The following is a 19,489-nucleotide window of genomic DNA, read 5'->3' as shown; positions in this document are numbered from 1 at the left end:
CAATCAACACTACAGTTGATTCATGGAAGGTGAGGACCTTCGGTGAGTTCGAATTCGTCGGAAGGGTTCGGCAGGCGTTCGACGCTCCGTGGCTTCACCGTTCGATCAACGCGGCGGTGACCTGCCTGCGTCGCGTGACTCCCAGTTTACGAAGGAGATTCGAGACGTGGCCGTCGACGGTCCGAACCGACAGCACCATGTGCGTCGCGATCTCCCGGTTGGTGAGACCCTCCGCGACGTACCGCGCAACGTCCCGTTCGCGCGGGGACAACTCGGGGTTGGAGTGGGGAGTCGCGCCGGTGTCGTCCGGTCGTTTCTCGTTCAATGCGTAAGCGATGAGTTGGGACATCGACATTGTCGCGCCCCGCTGCCGAGCACGTTCGTATGCGGCGTCTCCGAGAGACGTTCGTGCTCGTGATTCGTACACCTCTCGGCGCTGAACCCAATGGCGCGAACCATAGAGTTGCATCCCGAACGAGTCCCACATGCTCGACGCTGCTCCGAGTAGTACTGCCGCTCGTTCACCGGCGCCGGATGCCGCCTCGGCCCACGCGAGCAGATCTATGACGAGGGTTGCGCCGACGGTGTCGTCGAAGGCGCGCTTGAGGCCCAGGCTGGCGGTCGCGTATTCGGTCGCCTGCTGATAGCGGCCCGACACCAGCGCAACGAGTCCCAATCCGTACACGGCGTAGGACAGCATCCATTTCTCATCTGCGGCCGAAGCCTGTGCTCGGACGAAATCGAAGTGCTCGGCTGCCCGCGCGGTTTCACCGTTCGAGCTGCGCAGCATGCCCATCTCGATGTGCGCGGTCCACATGAGATCGGTGCCGTCCGGAATCCGTTCGTACAGACGCAGTGCCTCGGCCAGGTGCCGCTCACCTGCCTCGAAGTCACCACCGAGATAGGTATTGAGTCCCTGCGTCTGCAGGGCAAAGGCCAACGTTGCCTCGTCGCCCAGGGCTCGTGCGCGACGGGCGGCGTCGTCGAGGGTTCGCCCGGCTTCGCCCCGATCTCCCTGCATCGTCTGAAGGACCCCGAGGGTTGCCGACAGTTGCGCTGCGCGGGTTTCGGGGACCGTATCCAAGTTCAGAAAGCTCGTAACCCACATCCTGTGCTCACGAACCGAGAACGCCGACGACCACAGGAACCAGGTTGCAACGAAACCAGATGCTACCGAAGTCGTTTCCTCGGTCCGATCGGTGAGCGCCGTCTGCAGTGCCAGCCGAAGATTGGCCCGATTCTCGCGCAGCCGGCCGCCGGCGAGCTCCTGGCCGTGGCCCGTCCAGGCTTTCCGCGCAGAAGTCACCAGGTCGGCACACCAACGCAGATGGACGCCCCGCAGGCGCAGTGCCTCGTCCGCGGACAGTTTCCCGGCACCGAAGTGCCGGATCGTCTCCAACATCCGGAACCGGACCCGTTCGTTCTCGAGGTCGCGTCGAAGGACCGATCTGCTCACCAAACCGGCGAGGAGATCCAGCACCGCATCGGTGTCGACAGGGCCTCCCGCGCAGACTCGTTCGGCCATCGCAAGGTCGAAACCCTCCGCGAACACCGACAGACGCGCCCAGAGAACCTGTTCCTGCGCGGTGCACAGGTCGTAGCTCCACTCGACCGTCGCGTGCAGGCTTCGGTGCCTGTCGGGGCCACCACGGTTGCCCACGGTCAGCAAGGACAGTCGATCGTCGAGCCGTGCTGCGAGGTCGTTCACGGACAGCGCAGTCAACCGTGCGCACGCGAGTTCGATCGCCAAGGGCATGCCGTCGAGTTGGGTGCAGACGTGTCGGACCGCGTCTCGACTGGCATCGGTGATGGAGAATCCCGCGATTGCGGCACCCGCTCGATTCTCGAACAGCTCCATGGCGGCACCGGCCCGCTCCGGGTCGTGCTCGTCGGTCATGGACAGGGGGTCGAGAACATGCACGCGTTCGTCGGGAATGGCGAGGATCTCGCGGCTGGTGATCAGAATCTTGACATACGTGGTGTTTCGCAAGATCGCCGCGATCGATTGTGCGCATGCATCGATAAGGTGTTCACAGTTGTCGAGAACGATCAACAAGTGTTTGTGACGAAGGGATTCGACGAGCGATTCCTGTGCGCTACGTTCCGGCATGTCCGGATCGTCGAATCCCAACGCATCCAGGATCGCTTGGGGAAGCAGGGTGTGGTTGCGGAGGGAAGCCAACTCGATGAAGCGCACTCCGTCGGCGAATGCACGGCGAAAGTCCATTGCGGCTTCGGCGGCGAGTCGCGTCTTGCCGATGCCGCCGGGCCCCGCGATGGTCACCAGTCGGTTGTCGCCGAGCGACAGCCGGAGTTGGCGAAGGTCATCGTTTCGGCCGACGAAGCTGGTGGAAAACCGTGGAATGTCCGAGGTGAGAGTCGTCCGAGTGGCCTGATCGCGTGTGCGCTGTCGGGTGGCTCGATCGCCCCGGACTCGGCGTACCACCTGTGCGAGCGTGTTCCGCGATCCGTTCCACTGGAGTGATCTGTGGAGTTGAGCGACCGTGATCTCGGGATTTTCGTCGAGGAGGGCTGTGATCGCAGGGACCAGCGCATCGGCGGACGATCCGGTTCGTGGACGGTGATCGCCAGGGGGTTCGTCGAAACTCAGGGCGCGGCGCACGGTGTTACGAGAGATCTGCAACCGAGTTGCGATTCCGGAGATCGTCACACCCGCTCGTCGAAGGTCGACGATCTGCTGCCATTCGTTCGAGTTCACGGCCCTCGCTTCGATCTCGCTCGGATTGTGATTGACATCACCGGCTGATAGTGCCCCGCACCGACTCCGTGGTCAAGATGTGACATCAACTGTATTGACGGGGTCCTGGGGTGACGGGCCGCAGTCACATGCCCTCTGAGCTGGGGTGATCGAAGGCCGATCCGCCGAGCATGTGACCGGGTGATTTCACGGTTCCGTTGCCACGGGCAAACGATGAAGAGTGACTCAGGTCATAGTCAAGTGGATCACCGCACAGACGGAGCAGTAATGAGTACGCCGGAAGAGAACATCGATTTGGCCAACAACTTCGCCAAGATCTTCTCCACGGGTGACGTGGCGCAGATCCTGGCGACACTTCATCCCGAGGCGACCTATTGGGTCTCGGGAGGTATCGACGGCATGTCGGGCACCTACGACAGGGAAGGGCTCGGCGCATTGCTCGGCGGGGTGACATCCGTGTACGAGAACGGTGCGCTCGAGGTGATACCGACAGCCGCGATTGCGCAGGGTGACAAGGTCGCCGTGGAGGCCACCTCGTACGCGAAGTTGAAGAACGGCAAGGTCTATAGGAACCAGTACCACTTCTTGTTCGAGTTCCGCGACGGAACGATCTTCTCCGTCAAGGAGTACATGGATACGAAGCATGCATACGACATCTTCTACGCCTGACGCCCAGTTCGTCGCGCAGCATCCACATCAACCGTAGTGAGAAAGGCAGATCATCATGGCAATGGAAACCGGACTCATCGTCCATCCCTACATGCGCCCGGAGCGTACCGCGCGCCAGACCTTCGACTGGTGCGTTCAGCAGGCGATCACCGCGGACGAGATCGGCTTCGACTCGATCATGCTGTCCGAGCATGCTTCTCAGCGCTGGGAGAACATTCCCAATCCCGAATTGATCATCGCCGCAGCGGCCACCAGGACCGAGCGGATCAAGTTCGCTCCGATGGCTCACCTGCTTCCCCATCAGCATCCGGCCAAGCTTGCGATCATGGTCGGTTGGCTGTCGCAGATCCTGGAAGGCCGGTACTTCCTCGGTATCGGGGCAGGCGCGTACCCTCAGTCGTCGTATATCCATGGGATCAAGAACGGCGAGGACACGAAGTTCACGAACGAAATGGTCCGTGAATCTCTCGAGATCATGGAGAAGATCTGGAAGCGTGAGCCGTTCTTCCACGAGGGACGTTTCTGGAACGCCGGTTACCCGGAAGAACTCCACGCTGACGACGGCGATGATCAGCACATGCTTGCCGACTTCAGCCCGTGGGGCGGAGCGCCGGAGATTGCAGTCACCGGATTCAGTGCCAACTCACCCTCGATGAGGTTCGCGGGTGAGCGCGGGTTCCGGCCGGTTTCGATCTTCTCCGGCCTCGAGGCGCTGAAGACGCACTGGGAGACCTACTCCGAGGCGGCGACGGCGAACGGACACGCTGCCGATCGATCTCGCTACCACGTCTCTCAAACTGTGTTCGTTGCCGACACCGACAAGGAGGCCAAGCGTCTCGTCATGGAAGGACCCATCGGATACTGCTTCGAGCGCTATCTCATCCCCATCTGGTGGCGATTCGGCATGATGGACGGTTTCATCAAGGACGCCGGCGCAGACAGGGCCGACGTCGATCTCGAATGGGTCGTCGACAACGTCTTCTGTGTGGGTTCGCCGGATACCGTGGTGGACAAGATCAACCGCCTGTTCGAGGAAACAGGAGGGTGGGGAACGCTCCAGGTCGAATCGCACGACTACTTCGACGACCCGGCACCGTGGTTCCAGTCGCTCGAGATGATTGCCAAGGAAGTCGCCCCGCGTATTTCGCTGCCGGCGTCGGTGACGGTCTGACCGCAGTTCGGCCTCACACGATCAGTGCTGACTCGAAACGGAAAGGAAGACATGGTAAAGCGTTTGGAGGGCAAAGTTGCCCTCATCACGGGTGCGTCCCGCGGTATGGGGGAGTCGCATGCGAAGACCTTTGTCGAGCACGGCGCCAAGGTGGTGCTCGCCGACGTCTCCGACGCTGCCGGCGAACAGCTTGCCGAGGACCTCGGCTCGAATGCGGTGTTCGTTCACCACGATGTCACGCGACTCGACTCGTGGACGAACGCTGTCGCCCGAGGCGTGGACGCCTTCGGTGACATCAACGTCCTGGTGAACAATGCCGGCGTGCTCGGGCCACTCGCGACAACCGCGGAGTTGACCGAGGAGCACTACCGAACGGTATGCGGCATCAATCAGGACGGGGTGTTCTTCGGGATGAAGGCCATTCTGCCGTCCATGGAAAGGGCGGGTATCGGTTCGATCGTCAACATCTCGTCCATCGCCGGCATGGCTGCGAACTACGGCTTCCCGAGCCTGGCATATGTCGCCAGCAAGTTCGCGGTGCGCGGTATGACGAAGGCGACCGCAATCGAATACGGCCGCAAGAACATTCGTGTCAACTCGGTGCACCCGGGGTTCATTCAGACCCCGATGATGGTAGAAGCGACCAACGAAGAGGGCGGCGACGCGTTGGCACAGATCCCGCTGGGAAGGATTGCCGATCCCGTCGAGGTGTCCAAACTGGTGTTGTTCCTCGCGTCGGATGAATCGTCGTACATCACCGGAGCGGAGCATCTGGTGGACGCGGGCATGCTCGCCCAGTAGCGGTTCTGTTCTCGAGTGGGGCGCATCGACTGGTGCGCCCCACTTCTGTCGATGTGTATTTCCACTCTCCGACTGTCCGGGGTGCGCAAAGGGGCCGACCGCGACATGCGATCGGCCCCCACTGTCGGTGATCAGGAAGCGGGAGACATGCTGTCTGCCTTCTCCAGAAGGATCTGGTGCAACCCTCGTTTGTTGATCTTGGTGGCCGACATCGGCCATGCGCCCGGCTCGATGAAGTACACCTCCCTGGGGATCTTGTAGCGTCCGATCTTGCCCTGGCAGAAGGCAAGTAACTCGTCGGAGGAGAGGGAATGGCCTTCGCGGATCTCCACGAAAGCAACAGGAACCTCGTCCAGACGCGCGTCGGGCCGGCCGATCACGGCGGAATTGAGTACGGCGGGATGTTCGCACAGGAACGATTCGATTTCGATGGCCGCTACGTTCTCGCCTCCGACCTTGAGCATGTCTTTCAGACGCCCGTGGAACACCAGGCAACCTGATTCGGTACGGCTGTACAGATCGCCGGTGTGAAGCCATCGATCGTCATCGATCGTCTCGGCGGTCTTCTGTGGGTCCTTGTAGTAGCCGTCTGTGACGCAGTAGCCGCGAACCAGAATTTCGCCCGGAACGCCGATCGGTTGTTCTTCGTGGGTGAACGGATCGATGATTCGTACCTCGATGCCCGGTGCGGGTTTGCCCTGCGCGCTCGAGCGGTCCTCGAATGTCTCGGACTCGTCGCTGAGGGCGTAGATTCCCGACGTCTCGGTCATGCCGCAGGCGGCGACGAGTTCGGCCTGAGGGAAGAGGTTCTGTGCCTCCGCGATGAGGACCCGCGGGCCGATCAGGAAGAGGTATCGAACGGAGTCGAGGGCGGCTGCATCGAATGTCGGATGGCTCGTCAACATCTGCATGGGGCCGGGGAACCATGGCCATATCGTCGTGGGGCGTTCGCGGACCATTAGATCGATCGCGCGCCCGGGTTCGAAATACGTGTCCGTGAGGTAGGTTCCACCTGCCCCCATCGCTCCGAGAAGTGGTGCGAGGGCGGCGATGTGAAACAGGGGGCCACCACCCCAGCTGATGTGTGGTGTATCGGTCACCAGGCGATTGTGCGCGCGATGCACCGGTCCTCTGGTGAGTGCCTCATGTGTAAGCATGCACCCCTTGGGGTTCGCGGTGGTGCCTGAGGTGTACAGGATGGCGGCGGTGTCGCGAACGCGGACCTGGAGGCGGCGGCGCTCCACCTCGTCGACTCCTGTTCGATCGGCTGCGGCGGAGAACGCGATGCGCGGGACGAACCCGTCTCGGTCTTCGCCGCGGAGCAGAATCGCAGACCGTAGACGGGGTGCCTCGGGTAGGGACAGGCATGCACTTCCCGTCGCTGTCTTCAGGGACGGGACGGCTGCGTAGACGAGATCGGCGAAGTCGATGTAATCGTTGTCGCCCGTGACGGTCAGAATGGCCGTCAAGTCTGCGTTCTCGATGATGTAGCCGAGTTCCGAAGATTTATGGCGGGCATTGAGAGGAACGACGACGCACCCGGCAAGCGCGGCGCCGAAGAATCCTTCGAGGAACTCGATGCTGTTGTGAGCCAAGAGGCCGACGTGGTCGCCCGCCTCGACTCCGAGGCCTATCAGGCCCCGCGCTACGCGCATCGAGCCCTCGTACACCTGCGAGTACGTGTGGCGGCTGTCCGGGAACACGATGAGATCGCGATCGGGATGGTCGTTGGCGCCACGACCCAGTAGATCCGCAACCGGCGTGACTTCGCACCATTGCGCGTTGTTCGACATCTTGCCCTCAATTATCCATGGTTCGGGTGATATGGCGGCACAGAAATGGGTTCATGCTGGTATGTGAACCGAACATATGCGACCGCCGTCACACTGTCAACGTTCAAGTTGATTTACGTCAACGTTGACTAGGGGATACGATTCCCAACTGTATGATTCCGAGGATGGTGACGACTTCGACGTCCGGCAGCGGCATGAGCAAGCGCAGGCGGAGTGCTCAGAACGACGGCAGCCCCGGCTATCAGGCCAAGCGTGCCGAGCTGATGTCGGCTGCGGCTGCCGTGTTCAAGGAGAAGGGCTACGAGGCTGCAACGCTCAACGACGTCGCTGAGCGGTTCGGCACCGACAGGGCCTCGATCTACTACTACTTCGCAAGTAAGAAGGAACTCTTCCAGGCCTTGTTCCATGACATTCTCGTCGGTGTACTCGACGAGAACATTGCTGTCGGTGCCAACATCGTCGCTTCCGACCGATCGGTGCCGGACAAGCTCCGGGGATTGGTCGAGCAACAGTTGATGTCGTACGAAAACAACTACCCGTACGTCTACCTGTACATCCAGGAAGACATGGCGAAGCTCAGTCTCGACGGCACCGCATGGGCCCGGGATATGGCACGCAAGACCAAACGGTTCGAGACCCTGGTGACCGACGTACTTCAGCAGGGCGTCGACGAGGGGTCGTTCCGCGCCGACATTCCCGTTCCTCTCATGGCAAAGGCCCTGTTCGGAATGATCAACTGGACGCACAGGTGGCTGAAACCGGGAATGCGCAAGAGCGACGCTCGCCAGACGATCGACGCCTTCTGTGCGATCTTCTTCGACGGCGCTGTCAATCGGTCGCCCGGAAGGCAGTGAATTCGGGCATCGCTGGAGGCGGCAGTCGGCGACGGTCCCGCCACCGCCGACGCGCTGCCGTCAGGACGTCCGGACGAGTTCCGCGCGCATCTGGGTGAACAGGAACAACCCCGGGCGTCCGGAGATCTGCTCGTACTCGCGTGCGACGTCGTCCATGAACTCGGGGACGGCGGCAGCGTCGAGGTGTGAGGTCCAATCGGTGGATCCGACGGTGCACCACCGCGTGAATTCGTCGCGGGAACCGAAGTCCCATTCGACGTCGCGGACGACGAGGTCGGTGGTGTCGAGTCCTGCTGTCTTCGCGAGGTCGCGGAACTTGTCCGGTTCGACGTGGATGAACGGCGCCGTGAAGTCGGTGAAGAACTCCGCCCACCGTGGGCGCGCCGAGAGCGCCATCATCACGTCTTCGACGCTGGTCCGGGGACTGGCGCACACCATCTGGACGATCACGCGGCCACCGACCACGACGCTGCGGGCGATCGCGGTCAACGCCACCTGTAGGTCGGGAACCCAGTGCAGCGCGTTGAACGACACCGCGACGTCGAACTCGCCGTCGAACGGGAGGTCGCGTACGTCGCCGATATGGAACTCGGCGCGGGCGCCGTCCGGCACAGCCCTGGACTCGGCCTTCGCGATCATTCGCGGGGAAGCGTCCACCCCGACGACCGACCCGTGGGGGAGTCGCTCGGCGATCTGGAGCGTGACGAATCCGTCGCCGCACCCCACGTCCAGCACACGTTCGGTGCCGGCGAGGTCAAGCTCCGCGATCGACTGCTCCGCGACGGCGCGCTGCAGTGCGCCGACATCGGCGTAGCCTTCGCCGTCCCAATCGACCACGACGGCGTCCGGTTCTCTCAGGCTCCCTGGTGGTGCGGGCTGGAGTGCGCGCCGCCCCCGGACCGCGCGATGGACGCGCGGACGCGGGCCGTGGCCTGCCAGATCTGAGTGCTGTCGTGCACGCTGATACACGGTATGCCCTGTTCACGGGCATTCTTGATCGCCTGCGCGTCCTGAGGGGAGCCGATGCCGTCGAGGACGTCCTCGGTGACGATCGCGCAGAGCGCGGGGCCGTCCAGCTTCCGGACGGGCTCGAGTCCGTGGACGACCATCCACTGCTTGACCATCGCCCAGTGCGACACCTCTTTGTACCGGGTGGGGTTTCCGATGAAGAGAACCCGACGGGAGCGGCGGGCGCGAGCGATATCGATGTGCGTGACGGTAGCCATGGCGGAGGGTTCCTGTCCGTTGCGGGATTCCGTACTGTCAATCCCCGCTCGCACCAGTTTTGTTACGCGCCGGTTCAGGAAGTTCGCCGATCCCGCATACGTGAGTGCGAAAGAGTGCCCGAACACGCTTTGCCGCTCACATGCGCGGGGGCCGTCAGCTACCGAACGGGCTGCCCGACGAGCCGCCGCCGCCCGGCCCGGACGTGTCGGTGACGGTGACCTCGACCGGATCCTCGGTGCCGTTGGTCAGCGGCGGAGCGGTGCCCCACTGCTCGAAAGACGGAATGCTCGAGCAGGACCATTGCACCGTGTACGTGCCGGGATCGACGGTGGCCCTCAGTTCACCGTCGCCCCCGCCCATCACGGTGGTCGGGCCTACGAAGACGGTGGGCGTCGATTCGCCCTCCGTGAGGATGTTCAGCACGCACACCACCGCCCCGGGGACGGCGTATTCGACATCCATGACCACCGCGTTCCCTTCCACGGCGATATCCACGGCGAGGTCTTCGGGTGCTGCGTACGCCGTGGGTGCGGCGAGTAGACCCACGCCGGTGACTGCGGCGGCAATTCCTGCGGTTCGTGCGATCGTGACCTTCATCGGTGCATCCTTCCGGACTTCTCGGTTGCCGGTTTTGAGTACGAGCCAGGAGTCACCCGGGAGTATCGCACCTCCAACCCCGATCCGCTGGGACGCGAAAGGTGGAACACTGCTGGTCTGGGAGTTCTCAGCGTGTCGATCCGGCACCCGGTGCATCGAAGGAGACGGCGAAGTGCTCGGACGGAAGAACTACACGCCGGATGAGATCGACCACGCCGAGGCGTCCGTCGCGGGACAACTCGCCGCGTACACGTCGCTGACGGGAGCGATCGCGGGCGAGGTCACAGGCAAGAAGGTCTTCGCCGCGCTGGAGGATTTCGAGCCCCTGTTCTTCGGCAACATGGTCCTCGCGCTGGACCGCTACTTCGTCCACCGGGTGCGGGCGGTGACGGGCAAGGACTCGAACCCGCTCAACGAGGTCGAGATCCTCGCCGACTCGTTGATGGACAACGGCGGGGTCTTGCGCGGTATCAGCGTCCTGAAGTATGTCCCCGACCAGTCCGTCCTGAAGCTCGAGATCGGCGACCCGATCCGGGTGAGCGCCGACGACTTCGCCCGGCTGTCGGCAGCGTTCTTCGCGGAGCTGCGGTCGCGGTTCCTGGCATGAGCGTCTGGTTCACGTCCGACCTGCATCTTCGGCACGCGCGGCTGGTGGATATCCGGGGTTTCGACGCGGAGATCGACGCGCACGACGAATCCATCCTCGACAGTCTGGGTGCCGCCGTCGGGAGCGGGGATCAACTGTGGATACTCGGCGACGTCACCGTCGGCGGGAAGGCCGCCGAGGACTGGGCGCTCCGCGCACTGCACGAATTCTCGCGGAAACGGAACGTCGAGCTGCATCTGATCCCCGGCAATCACGACTCGTGCCATCCGATGGCGAACCGCAACAGCCACATCCGGCAGCGGGCCTTCCTGGACACGTTCGCGTCGGTGCAGCTGTTCGCACGACGGACGGTCGCGGGCCGGACGGTGCTGCTGTCGCATTTCCCGTACACCGGCGACCACACCGAGGAGGACCGGGGCGTGAAATACCGCCTGCAGGACGGGGGAGACTGGTTGCTGCACGGACACACTCACCAATCCGCGGTGCTGGACGCCGCCGTTCATCCGCGGCAGATCCACGTCGGCTGGGACAGTTGGCGCAGACCCGTCCACGTCGACGAGGTCGCGGAGATCATCGAATCCGACGCGCCGTCTCCGTGAGCGGTGTGGCTTCGGCGCGATAGGCGCGGGGCGTCGATCCGTGGGTGGCCTTGAACAGCCGGGAGAAGTGGGCGGCGTCGGCGAAACCCCAGCGGGCACCGATGACCGAGACGGGCAGCTCGCGGTATCGGGGGTCGGCGAGATCCCGTCGGCACTGGTCGAGCCGGCGGCGCCGAATCCATCCGCTCACCGTGTCGCCCTCGGCCTCGAACATCTTCTGCAGGTGGCGCACCGAGATGTGGTGGGCGGCGGCAATCGACTGTAGATTCAGCTCGCGGTCGGCGAGCCGCTCGTCGATGAACGCGGTGACCCGGGCCTGCAGTTCGTCCCCGCGCGACCGCGGAATCAGCCCGTCGGCGAGGTGGAGTTGCTCCGCGAACGCCGCGGCGACGAGGTCGAGGACGGCGTCGCCGAGGTGCAGCGCGACGGTGGGGGAGGCGTCGGCGATCTGCTCGCCGAGTCCGCGCAACAGGGGCGTGACGACGGCGCCGAGCCCCTGCCTGCCCGACATCCGGCGCGCGGTGAGTTGCGCGATGCCGTCGGGCGGGACCCGCAGGAGGTTACGGGGGAACATCACGACCAGCATCCGGAACCGGTCGTCGAACGACAGTTGGTACGGGCGGGTCGTGTCGTAGATCGCGAAGTCGCCCGGCGTGAGCGCAGCTTCCCGGCCGTCCTGGGCGAGGACGCAGCAGCCGCCCACCTGCAGTCCGAGTTTGAAGTAGTCCGGGTTGGCGGCGCGGATCGTCCGCGGCGTGCGCCGAATGACGTGCGGGGCGGCCGTGACCTCGCTGATCCGGACCGCCCCGACCGTCGCGCCGCGCACCACGCCGCGGAAGTCGTCGTGGTCCGCGGACGTCATCTCGAGGGGGACGAACGCGTCGCTCACCGACTCGCGGAACTCGTCGAACGACACGAGAAGCCGCTCCCCGGGACGGATGGGACTGCTCACGGCCTCCACCTGCTCGACACGGCTAGCTGCGTTTGACGGCTTCGCGGGCGGCGGTGCCCGACGCCATCTTCTCCAGCAACCCGATCAGGACGACCCGTTCCGACGGTGTCAGCGTCTCGGTCCACGTCTGCTCACGCTTGTTGTGCGCCGAGTACGTGCTGACGATGGCCTCGCGCCCGGCGTCCGTCAGCTCGAGATCGACCGCGCGACGGTCGCCGGCCGACGGTCGCCGGGTCACGAGCCCGTCGCGCTCGAGCGTGTTCACCAGGGCCGACACCGCAGACCTGCTCATCCCGGACAGCGACGCCACCCGCTTGGCCTCGCACGGTCCGGCGAGCCACAACACGAACAGCACCCGGAACCCGGGCCAGCTCCACCCGCTCGGCCGGTGGACCGTCGCCTCGAGGTCGTAGACGAGGGCGCTCGTCACCCGGTGCAGCGCGAGAACCAGCCGCATCGACACCGGATCGACCTCCGGCAACTCGTCCACGGTCTTGCCCACCGCGAAGTCCATGAAGGACAGGAAGTCCAAATCGCTCTGGTCGGTCGTCTCCTCGGGCATGCGTTCAGACTAGCGCCGAAACAGACATGGTCAAAGCCTTGATCAACCTCCACCCGTGAGTGCATATCAACGTCGGGCGGTTAACAAGTACTCACAGGCCGCGGGCGGCAGTACCCGCGTCGACGGGCAAGACGATGCCGCTGATGTGGGCGCTGCCTGCGGCGGCGAGGAACAGCACGACGCGGGTGATCTCGGCGGCGTCCAGCCACGCGACGGGCTGGGCGTGCAGGCTGCGGAACACTGGTTCCACATCTTCCGCGGCGGGTGCCTCCAGATCGGGACGCATCATCCGGTAGAGGGCGTCGTTGTGGATCATCGGTGTCGAGATGTTGCCCGGCGCAATCGCATTCGCGGTGACGCCGTGCGGGGCGAGGTCGAGTGCGGCGCTCTTGGTGAGCCCGATGACGCCCCACTTCGACGCCGCGTACGCCGCCATGTTGGTACTGCCTGCGCGGCCCAGCATCGACGAGATGGTGACGATCCGGCCGTATCCCCGCCGGATCATGCCGGGCGCGACCGCTCCGACCGTGTTGAAGACGCCGGTGAGGTTGGAACCGATCGCCTCCGACCACTGTTCCTGCGTGAGCGACTGCACCGGGGCGGCCACGGAGACGCCGGCATTCGCGACCGCGATATCGATCCGCCCGAACTCGGACTCCGCCTCCGCGACGAGTGCGTCCATCGCGGCCCGGTCGGCGGTATCCGCCTTGGCGGTGAGGCACCCGCGGCCGGTGGCGCGCACCAGTTCGGCGGTCTCGTCGAGGTCGGCGGCGGTGGCCAGGGGGTAGTTCACCGCCGGGCTGTCCTCGCAGCGGTCGCACAGCACGATGTCTGCCCCGCGTTCCGCCAGTGCCACCGCGTGGCTGCGTCCCTGGCCGCGGGCGCCGCCGGTGATCAGGGCGACTCGGCCCTGGAATTCGTTCATCGTCTTCTCTCCTGTCCGGGCGGATCAGCGCAGCTTGATGCTTCCGCCGTCCGCCATCAGTGTCTGGCCGGTCATGTATCGGGAATCGTCGGACGCGAGGAACACTGCGACGGGTGCGATGTCGGTCTCGGGGTCGCCGATGCGCTGCAGCGGAACCTTCGCGACGGACGCGGCGGCGCGGTCGGGGAATTGTTCCTGCCAGGCGAGGACGCCCTCGGTCGCGGCGAACGGGCAGATCACGTTCACCCGGATCTGGTCGGCCGCCCACTCGTTGGCCGCCACCCGGCTCACCCCGCGAATCGCTTCCTTCGCGGCGGCGTACGACGTCTGGGTGGGCATGCCGTCGAGCCCGGACCCGGACGCGAAGTTGATCACCGAACCCTTCGCCGCCTTCAACTGCTCGTAGCAGGCCTGCATGAGGTGCACCACCGGATAGAACCCGGTCTGGAACGAGAGGTCGAACATCTCCTGGGTGTGGTCGATCAGCAGCGCCTGCCGCGACGCGTGGGCGTTGTTGACCAGTACGTCCACCGACCCGAACGCTGCGACGGCGGCGTCCCGGATCTGCTCGGCGGACTCGCGCCGGGAGATGTCGGCGTTCAGAAAACGGGCGGCCGCTCCCAGTTCCTGCTCGAGTTCCCGGCCGCGTTGTTCGTCGATGTCGACGAACAGGACGTTCGCGCCCTCGCGGACGAACACCGTCGTCACGGCCCGTCCGATGCCGCCGGCGCCGCCGGTCACGATCGCCGTCTTTCCGTGCAGCCTCATCGCGTGCTCCTCCTGCGATCGCGGCTCAGGCACCGGCGAGGTCGCCGGTCGCCAGCGCGACCTTCTCCAGTTCGGCGACGCTGAACGCCGCGTAGTTCTCGTACGGTCCGCGACCGGCGAAATACGGTGTGAGGAGGCCGTCGAGCTCCTCGGGTGAGAACGCGGAACCCGCGGCGTCGAAGCGGTTCTCGACCTTCGGCGCCTCCATGAGCGCGACCATCTTGCCGTAGACGACGAACACCTGCCCGGTGATCGCGTCGGCGGCGGGGGAGGCCAGGTAGTGGACGAGGGTGGCGACCCGTTCGGGGGACAGGGGGTCGAGGCCCGTGTCGCCCGGGTTCTCGCCGAACGCGCCGGCGGTCATGGCCGTCCTGGCGCGCGGGCAGATCGCGTTGGCCCGAATCCCGTAGCGGGACAGGCCCTGCGCGGTCGACAGTGTGAGGGCGGTGATTCCGGCCTTCGCGGCCGAGTAGTTGGGCTGTCCCGCGGACCCGAACAGGAACGCCTCCGACGACGTGTTGACGACCCGCCCGTACACCGGGCCGCCGGCGGTCTTGCTCGCCTCGCGCCAGTGCACGGCCGCGGCGCGCGACGTGGCGGCGTGCCCCTTCAGGTGGACGCGGATGACGTCGTCCCAGTCGGATTCGGAGAGGTTGAAAATCATCTTGTCGCGCAGGATTCCGGCGTTGTTGACGAGGATGTCCATCGATCCGAACGCGCGGACGGCCTCGTCGACGAGGTGCGCGCCGAGCGCCCAGTCGGAGACGTCACCGGTGACGGCGACGGCCCGGCCGCCGGCCGCGGTGATCTGCGAGGCGACCTCGTGTGCGCCGTCGCCCATGTCGTTGACGACGACCGCGGCTCCGGCGGCGGCGAGTGCGAGGGCTTCGGCCCGGCCGAGGCCTGCGCCGGCGCCGGTGACGACGGCGGTGCGTCCGGTGAGGCTGAGTGATTCCGTCATGGGAACTCCTGATTCCGCGAAGAGAAAATTAGATTTCATTCTAGTTGTATCGCATGAACTACTGATCAGTCACTAGATGGTCGCAATATCGTGCGGGAATGTTTTCTACTATTCGTGACGCTTCGCGTCACCGGGCACCGGCTGCGGGCAGGTCTCGGTGAGTGGGAACTGTGGTCGACGTCACTGTGCGCCATGCCAGGTTGGGCGTGCTGATCCACTCGAATCCCCCGGAGCCACATATGCATAACATGCCCCTGTCCCCAGGTGAGGCGGAGCGCGCACCGCTCTCACGCGGGAAGTCGTTCGCCCTCCTGGCCCTGATCATCCTTCTGGTCGAGGTCATCCCGCTCGCCTACAACTTCGTCACCCCGGCGCTGCCGGAGATCGCGAAACACTTCGGCACCGCGAACGTCGGCTGGGTGATCACGATCGTCACGCTCGTGCTCGCCGCCTCTACTCCGCTCGTCGGCAAACTCGGCGACATCTACGGCAAGAAGCGGATGATGCTCGTGTCCGCGGCGGTATTCGGCGCCGGATCACTTCTCGGCGCGTTGGCCCCCAACTTCGAACTGTTCCTCGTGGGCCGCGGCCTCCAGGGCGCGGGCATGGCGATCCTCGTGCTCGCCTACGGGCTGATCCGCGACATCCTGCCGCCGTCGATCATTCCGGTGGCGGTGGGATTCGTCGCCACGGGAATGGGTGCCAGCACCATCCTCGGACCGATCATCGGCGGCTACCTCATCGACCACTTCGGCTACACCGGCGTGTTCTGGGCGCAACTTCTCCACGTCGCGGTCGTCGGTATCGCGGTCGCGATCTTCGTGCCCGAGACCGCCCTGCGCACGCGGTCGAAGCTGGACGTGCTCGGCGCGGCCATCCTCGGACTCGGCGCGTTCGTGCTGCTGTTCGGCATCGGCAAGGCAACCGCATGGGGATACACGGCACCGCAGACGCTGCTGTGCGTCGGCGGCGGGATCGCCGTTCTCGCCGGCTGGCTGCTCTACGAACGCAGGCCGAAGGAACCGCTCGTCGACCTGCAGATGCTCAGGCACGGCCCCGTCGCGAAGACCCTGGCCGCCAGCGGTTTCGTCCAGTTCGTCCTGGTCAGCCATTCGATGCTCATCCCGATGTTCGTGATGACCGATCCCGACCTCGGTCTCGGCTACGGATTCGGCGTCACCGCCCTCGCCGTCGCGATCTACACCGTTCCGACGGGTGTCGTGTCGATGATCGCGGGCCCGGTGGGCGGCTACTTCACCCGGCGCATCGGCCCGGCGCCGGTTCTGGTGTTCGGCGGCGCGTCCCTCGCGCTCGGGTCGTTCCTGCTCGCCACCCTGCACGACTCGACGGTCCAGATGATGTTCGGACAGTTGGTGATCGGTCTGGGTCTCGGTTCCGCGTCGGCGACGCTGCCGAACCTCATCATGCGCACCGTCCCCGCGCAGACGCAGGGGATCGCAGGCGGGATGCTGAACCTGTCCGGTTCGCTGGGCAGCGCGATCGGCAGTCAGGTGATGATCGCGATCGTCGCGATCCCCGGTGTCGTGCTGGTGGGCCGCGCCGCGCAGTACTCGGAGAAGGGGTTCGTGTACGCCTTCTTCACGCTCGCCGTCGCCGGACTGCTGGCCGCGCTGATGGGACTTCTCCTCACCCGCAACAAGATCGAGCGTCCGGTCGACACGGCGGTACCCACGTCGGAGATGGTCGCCTGACAATTCCAAGCGCAGACGATACGAGGCCCGCAGCATATGCGGGCCTCGTATCGGTGCAGCTGACGCCGAACTCAGGCGCGCACCCCCGCGGCGAGCAGGATGCGCGCCTCCTCGCGACCGTCGAGCAGCCGATTGACGCGCCGGGTCACCTTCCACTCGCCGTCGATCTTGGCGAACTCCCACCGGTTGGCGGTGATCCGGTGGACCCGGAACCCGGCGTCGTCGTGAATGATCAACTGCGATTTGCACGTGGCCACCGCGGTGTCGCCGTCGACGCGCACGTGCCCGGGCTCCAGCATGTGCGCGCAACCCCCGCCGATCCAGCCCTGATGTGCCTGCGACTGCACCATCGCCGTGATGGCCGCGTGCCCGCGCATCACCCCGGTGTCGACGTCGTACACGCCGTCCTCGGTCCACAGCCGCGCGACGGCGTCGGCCGAGCCGCTGTCGATGGCGGGACCGTAGGCGGTCATCAGCTCGAGGATGGCGAGCTTGTCCTCGAGGGCGGTGACGCGTTCGGCGAGTGTGCGGACGAGTTCTTCGGTGCCGGTCATGGGCGGATCCTGTCTTCGGTCGTGGTGCGGAAGGTGAGGCCGAGTTCGTCGCCCAGCTGCCGGAGGGCGTCCAGTTGCTCGCAGTAGTGAGCTGCGCTCGTGGACGCGAGGGTGGCGCTGACGACGGTGGTGCCGGCGTCGCGTCGGCGTTCGAGGGCGCGGGCCACGGTGTCGCGGGAGCCGATCGGGTCGAGCGGCGCGCCCGCACTGAGGACCACCTCGAAGCCGTCGGGGAGATCGAACTCGGCGAGCAGCGCACACAACTCGTCGAGCGACAGGCCGAACGGCACCCATCCGTCGCCGAGTGTCACCGCGCGGCGCAGTGATCGCCGGGTCCGGCCTCCGATCCACAGCGGGACCCGCGGCTGGACGGCGTGCGGTTCGACGACGACGCCGTCGAAGTCGAAGAACGTGCCGTGGTACTCGGGCCTCGGTTTCGACAGGGACGCCCGGAGCGCCGCGAGGGCGTCGTCGGCGCGGGCGCCGCGGTCGTCGAAGTGGGCGCCGAGCAGGTCGAATTCCTCGCGCAGGCTGCCCACGCCCAGGCCGAGGACGAGCCGGCCGCCGCTGACGACGTCGAGCGTGCCGTAGCGTTTCGCGATCTCGAGCGGGTGGTGATAACCGAGCACCAGGACCTGGGTGGCCAGGCGGATGCCGGTGGTCCGTGCGGCGAGGAACCCGAGGGTCGCGAGCGGGTCCCAGTAGGTGCCGCCGCGCTCGACCGCGACGTCGGTGGGGACGGCGACGTGCTCGCTGCACGTGAGGTGGTGGTAGCCGAGGCGGTCGGCCGTGCGGGCGATCGCGGTCAACTCCGCGATGCCGGCGCCGAGTTCCCAGTCCGCGCGGACGGCGGGGTGCGCGATGACGATGGGCGGGGCGATTCCTATGTGCATCAGTTGGTTACTCCGCTGTCGGGGTTCGGTCTGTCGTCACCGTTGTAGTGGAGGTGCTCGGGGGCCGCGCAGGGATTCCCGGTGACCGGACGCGGCGGTTGTCCGATTCCTTCCCCGCGGCGGGCGCGGCTGGTACATTTTAAGAATTCATTTCAGTTTTTGTCGGACGTATGCGTGTGACCAGGATATTTGGAGGCGTCGATGACTGTCGTCGATTCGGATGATGCACTGTCGGTACCCGCTGCGAAGAAGGATCTACCGCCGTCGATGGTCGAGCGGATGACGCTGATCCTCGACGCGTTCGACGGCCGCACGTCGCGTCTGACCCTCGAGGAGGTGGCGTGCCGCACCCGGCTGCCACGGTCCACGGTGCACCGCATCCTCGACCAACTGGTTCGCCTCGACTGGGTCGACCACGCCAGCTTCGGCTACTGCCTCGGGCGGCGGGCGATGGGACTCGGCGGCGGCGACAACGGACACGGTCAGGTTCGGGCCGCGGCCGCGCCGCTGCTGCACGAACTGCACATGCAGACCGGAATGGTCGTGCACCTGGCCGTGCTGGACGGCGCGGAGAGCGTGTACCTGGACAAGGTGGGCGGGCGGATGGCCGCGAGCCTGCCGTCGCGGGTGGGTGGGCGCGTGCCCGCCTACACGACGGCGGGCGGCAAGGCGATGCTCGCGTGGGTCGACCCGGAACAGGTCGACGGCATGTACGGGCCGCGGCTCAGCCGGAGCACCGACCGCACGATCACCGAACTGTCCACACTGCACCAGGAACTCAACCGGATCCGGCAGCGCCGCGGTCTCGCCTTCGAGCGCGGGGAGGCGGTGCGCGGAATCGGATGCGTCGGTGTCGCGGTCCGCAGCGCCGACGGGCCGGTCGCCGGCATCTCGCTGTGCGGAGACGCGCGCACCGTCCAACTCGAGCGCGTCGCCCCGCTCGTCGTCGACGCCGCCCGGGAAGTCACCCGGACGCTGCACCCCGAACTGGGAACGCCCCGCCGCGGCCGCCGGACCCCGGAGATCCCGGACAGCTCGTGGTCGACCGAGACCCTCGACCAGCTGCTCGCGGTGCAGTCGGGGCAATGGCTGTAGCGCCCGTGCGTGCGTGACGAGTCCCTGGAC

At 65.6% G+C, this 19,489-nt stretch carries 20 protein-coding genes; 8 read left to right on the top strand and 12 right to left on the bottom strand.

What is annotated here, in order from left to right:
• Positions 1–94: 94 nt before the first annotated feature.
• Positions 95–2,671, bottom strand: coding sequence for an ATP-binding protein (locus ACFTZB_RS16920; protein ID WP_378433092.1), 2,577 nt, complete (start codon positions 2,669–2,671; stop codon positions 95–97).
• 315 nt (positions 2,672–2,986) lie between these two features.
• Between ACFTZB_RS16920 and ACFTZB_RS16915 the strand changes: the two genes are divergently transcribed.
• From ACFTZB_RS16915 to ACFTZB_RS16905, 3 genes are all read left to right on the top strand, one after another.
• The gene (locus ACFTZB_RS16915) at positions 2,987–3,388 is read left to right on the top strand and encodes a nuclear transport factor 2 family protein (RefSeq protein ID WP_276135694.1); all 402 of its coding nucleotides are present in this window, start codon (positions 2,987–2,989) and stop codon (positions 3,386–3,388) included.
• Between the two features lie 61 nt (positions 3,389–3,449).
• Positions 3,450–4,559: an LLM class flavin-dependent oxidoreductase gene (locus tag ACFTZB_RS16910; RefSeq protein WP_378433066.1), complete on the top strand. Its 1,110-nt coding sequence runs from the start codon at positions 3,450–3,452 to the stop codon at positions 4,557–4,559.
• A gap of 51 nt (positions 4,560–4,610) precedes the next feature.
• Positions 4,611–5,360, top strand: a complete 750-nt coding sequence (locus ACFTZB_RS16905; protein WP_378433065.1) for an SDR family NAD(P)-dependent oxidoreductase — start codon at positions 4,611–4,613, stop codon at positions 5,358–5,360.
• A 131-nt stretch (positions 5,361–5,491) separates the two neighbouring features.
• Here ACFTZB_RS16905 and ACFTZB_RS16900 read toward each other — a convergent pair whose 3' ends face one another.
• A complete protein-coding gene (locus ACFTZB_RS16900) occupies positions 5,492–7,153 on the bottom strand; it encodes a class I adenylate-forming enzyme family protein (RefSeq protein ID WP_378433064.1) in 1,662 nt (553 codons plus the stop codon).
• 164 nt (positions 7,154–7,317) lie between these two features.
• Here ACFTZB_RS16900 and ACFTZB_RS16895 point away from each other — a divergent pair, with 164 nt between their 5' ends.
• Positions 7,318–8,007 carry a TetR/AcrR family transcriptional regulator gene (locus ACFTZB_RS16895; RefSeq protein ID WP_378433063.1) on the top strand — a complete coding sequence of 230 codons (690 nt, stop codon included), beginning with the start codon at positions 7,318–7,320 and terminating at the stop codon, positions 8,005–8,007.
• A 60-nt stretch (positions 8,008–8,067) separates the two neighbouring features.
• Here the strand turns inward: ACFTZB_RS16895 and ACFTZB_RS16890 are convergent, their stop codons facing one another.
• The 3 genes from ACFTZB_RS16890 to ACFTZB_RS16880 form a co-directional block, all read right to left on the bottom strand.
• Positions 8,068–8,844, bottom strand: a complete 777-nt coding sequence (locus ACFTZB_RS16890; RefSeq protein WP_378433062.1) for a class I SAM-dependent methyltransferase — start codon at positions 8,842–8,844, stop codon at positions 8,068–8,070.
• A 17-nt stretch (positions 8,845–8,861) separates the two neighbouring features.
• Complete coding sequence (locus tag ACFTZB_RS16885) at positions 8,862–9,233, bottom strand: hypothetical protein (protein WP_378433060.1); 372 nt, start codon at positions 9,231–9,233, stop codon at positions 8,862–8,864.
• Between the two features lie 154 nt (positions 9,234–9,387).
• On the bottom strand, positions 9,388–9,831 hold the full coding sequence (locus tag ACFTZB_RS16880) for a hypothetical protein (protein ID WP_378433059.1): 444 nt from the start codon (positions 9,829–9,831) through the stop codon (positions 9,388–9,390).
• Between the two features lie 172 nt (positions 9,832–10,003).
• Between ACFTZB_RS16880 and ACFTZB_RS16875 the strand changes: the two genes are divergently transcribed.
• Both ACFTZB_RS16875 and ACFTZB_RS16870 read left to right on the top strand, forming a co-directional pair.
• Positions 10,004–10,438, top strand: coding sequence for a hypothetical protein (locus ACFTZB_RS16875; protein WP_378433058.1), 435 nt, complete (start codon positions 10,004–10,006; stop codon positions 10,436–10,438).
• A complete protein-coding gene (locus ACFTZB_RS16870; protein ID WP_378433057.1) occupies positions 10,435–11,037 on the top strand; it encodes a metallophosphoesterase in 603 nt (200 codons plus the stop codon). Before ACFTZB_RS16875 ends, ACFTZB_RS16870 begins: the two co-directional genes overlap by 4 nt.
• Here the strand turns inward: ACFTZB_RS16870 and ACFTZB_RS16865 are convergent.
• The 5 genes from ACFTZB_RS16865 to ACFTZB_RS16845 form a co-directional block, all read right to left on the bottom strand.
• The gene (locus tag ACFTZB_RS16865) at positions 11,009–11,998 is read right to left on the bottom strand and encodes a helix-turn-helix domain-containing protein (RefSeq protein WP_378433056.1); all 990 of its coding nucleotides are present in this window, start codon (positions 11,996–11,998) and stop codon (positions 11,009–11,011) included. The two genes, ACFTZB_RS16870 and ACFTZB_RS16865, sit on opposite strands and share 29 nt — an antisense overlap.
• Positions 11,999–12,011: 13 nt before the next feature.
• A complete protein-coding gene (locus ACFTZB_RS16860; protein WP_276135706.1) occupies positions 12,012–12,551 on the bottom strand; it encodes a MarR family winged helix-turn-helix transcriptional regulator in 540 nt (179 codons plus the stop codon).
• Positions 12,552–12,642: 91 nt separating this feature from the next.
• On the bottom strand, positions 12,643–13,476 hold the full coding sequence (locus tag ACFTZB_RS16855; RefSeq protein ID WP_378433055.1) for a mycofactocin-coupled SDR family oxidoreductase: 834 nt from the start codon (positions 13,474–13,476) through the stop codon (positions 12,643–12,645).
• 24 nt (positions 13,477–13,500) lie between these two features.
• A complete protein-coding gene (locus ACFTZB_RS16850; RefSeq protein WP_378433053.1) occupies positions 13,501–14,244 on the bottom strand; it encodes an SDR family NAD(P)-dependent oxidoreductase in 744 nt (247 codons plus the stop codon).
• Positions 14,245–14,269: 25 nt separating this feature from the next.
• Positions 14,270–15,205 (bottom strand): 3-oxoacyl-ACP reductase, encoded by a 936-nt coding sequence (locus ACFTZB_RS16845; protein ID WP_378433052.1) that lies wholly within the window; start codon positions 15,203–15,205, stop codon positions 14,270–14,272.
• A gap of 248 nt (positions 15,206–15,453) precedes the next feature.
• Between ACFTZB_RS16845 and ACFTZB_RS16840 the strand changes: the two genes are divergently transcribed.
• Positions 15,454–16,917: an MFS transporter gene (locus ACFTZB_RS16840; protein ID WP_378433050.1), complete on the top strand. Its 1,464-nt coding sequence runs from the start codon at positions 15,454–15,456 to the stop codon at positions 16,915–16,917.
• A 71-nt stretch (positions 16,918–16,988) separates the two neighbouring features.
• On the opposite strand, the gene ACFTZB_RS16835 is transcribed toward ACFTZB_RS16840, so the two are convergent.
• Positions 16,989–17,471, bottom strand: a complete 483-nt coding sequence (locus tag ACFTZB_RS16835) for a nuclear transport factor 2 family protein (protein WP_378433049.1) — start codon at positions 17,469–17,471, stop codon at positions 16,989–16,991.
• On the bottom strand, positions 17,468–18,364 hold the full coding sequence (locus ACFTZB_RS16830; RefSeq protein ID WP_378433048.1) for a TIGR03619 family F420-dependent LLM class oxidoreductase: 897 nt from the start codon (positions 18,362–18,364) through the stop codon (positions 17,468–17,470). Before ACFTZB_RS16830 ends, ACFTZB_RS16835 begins: the two co-directional genes overlap by 4 nt.
• Positions 18,365–18,565: 201 nt before the next feature.
• Here ACFTZB_RS16830 and ACFTZB_RS16825 point away from each other — a divergent pair, with 201 nt between their 5' ends.
• Positions 18,566–19,459: an IclR family transcriptional regulator gene (locus tag ACFTZB_RS16825; RefSeq protein ID WP_378433047.1), complete on the top strand. Its 894-nt coding sequence runs from the start codon at positions 18,566–18,568 to the stop codon at positions 19,457–19,459.
• Positions 19,460–19,489: the final 30 nt, after the last annotated feature.

The organism is Rhodococcus sp. NPDC057014 (assembly GCF_042673295.1).
GTDB lineage: Bacteria > Actinomycetota > Actinomycetes > Mycobacteriales > Mycobacteriaceae > Rhodococcus_F.
This window is presented reverse-complemented; position numbering and strand designations above follow the sequence as displayed.

Bases quoted from the DNA above. Each gene is read 5' to 3' on its own strand.
- ACFTZB_RS16825 (WP_378433047.1), top strand. From the start codon at position 18,566: ATGACTGTCGTCGATTCGGATGATGCACTGTCGGTACCCGCTGCGAAG.
- ACFTZB_RS16850 (WP_378433053.1), bottom strand. From the start codon at position 14,244: ATGAGGCTGCACGGAAAGACGGCGATCGTGACCGGCGGCGCCGGCGGC.
- ACFTZB_RS16880 (WP_378433059.1), bottom strand. From the start codon at position 9,831: ATGAAGGTCACGATCGCACGAACCGCAGGAATTGCCGCCGCAGTCACC.
- ACFTZB_RS16885 (WP_378433060.1), bottom strand. From the start codon at position 9,233: ATGGCTACCGTCACGCACATCGATATCGCTCGCGCCCGCCGCTCCCGT.
- ACFTZB_RS16870 (WP_378433057.1), top strand. From the start codon at position 10,435: ATGAGCGTCTGGTTCACGTCCGACCTGCATCTTCGGCACGCGCGGCTG.
- ACFTZB_RS16855 (WP_378433055.1), bottom strand. From the start codon at position 13,476: ATGAACGAATTCCAGGGCCGAGTCGCCCTGATCACCGGCGGCGCCCGC.
- ACFTZB_RS16840 (WP_378433050.1), top strand. From the start codon at position 15,454: ATGCCCCTGTCCCCAGGTGAGGCGGAGCGCGCACCGCTCTCACGCGGG.
- ACFTZB_RS16830 (WP_378433048.1), bottom strand. From the start codon at position 18,364: ATGCACATAGGAATCGCCCCGCCCATCGTCATCGCGCACCCCGCCGTC.
- ACFTZB_RS16910 (WP_378433066.1), top strand. From the start codon at position 3,450: ATGGAAACCGGACTCATCGTCCATCCCTACATGCGCCCGGAGCGTACC.
- ACFTZB_RS16900 (WP_378433064.1), bottom strand. From the start codon at position 7,153: ATGTCGAACAACGCGCAATGGTGCGAAGTCACGCCGGTTGCGGATCTA.
- ACFTZB_RS16895 (WP_378433063.1), top strand. From the start codon at position 7,318: ATGGTGACGACTTCGACGTCCGGCAGCGGCATGAGCAAGCGCAGGCGG.
- ACFTZB_RS16835 (WP_378433049.1), bottom strand. From the start codon at position 17,471: ATGACCGGCACCGAAGAACTCGTCCGCACACTCGCCGAACGCGTCACC.
- ACFTZB_RS16845 (WP_378433052.1), bottom strand. From the start codon at position 15,205: ATGACGGAATCACTCAGCCTCACCGGACGCACCGCCGTCGTCACCGGC.
- ACFTZB_RS16905 (WP_378433065.1), top strand. From the start codon at position 4,611: ATGGTAAAGCGTTTGGAGGGCAAAGTTGCCCTCATCACGGGTGCGTCC.
- ACFTZB_RS16860 (WP_276135706.1), bottom strand. From the start codon at position 12,551: ATGCCCGAGGAGACGACCGACCAGAGCGATTTGGACTTCCTGTCCTTC.
- ACFTZB_RS16915 (WP_276135694.1), top strand. From the start codon at position 2,987: ATGAGTACGCCGGAAGAGAACATCGATTTGGCCAACAACTTCGCCAAG.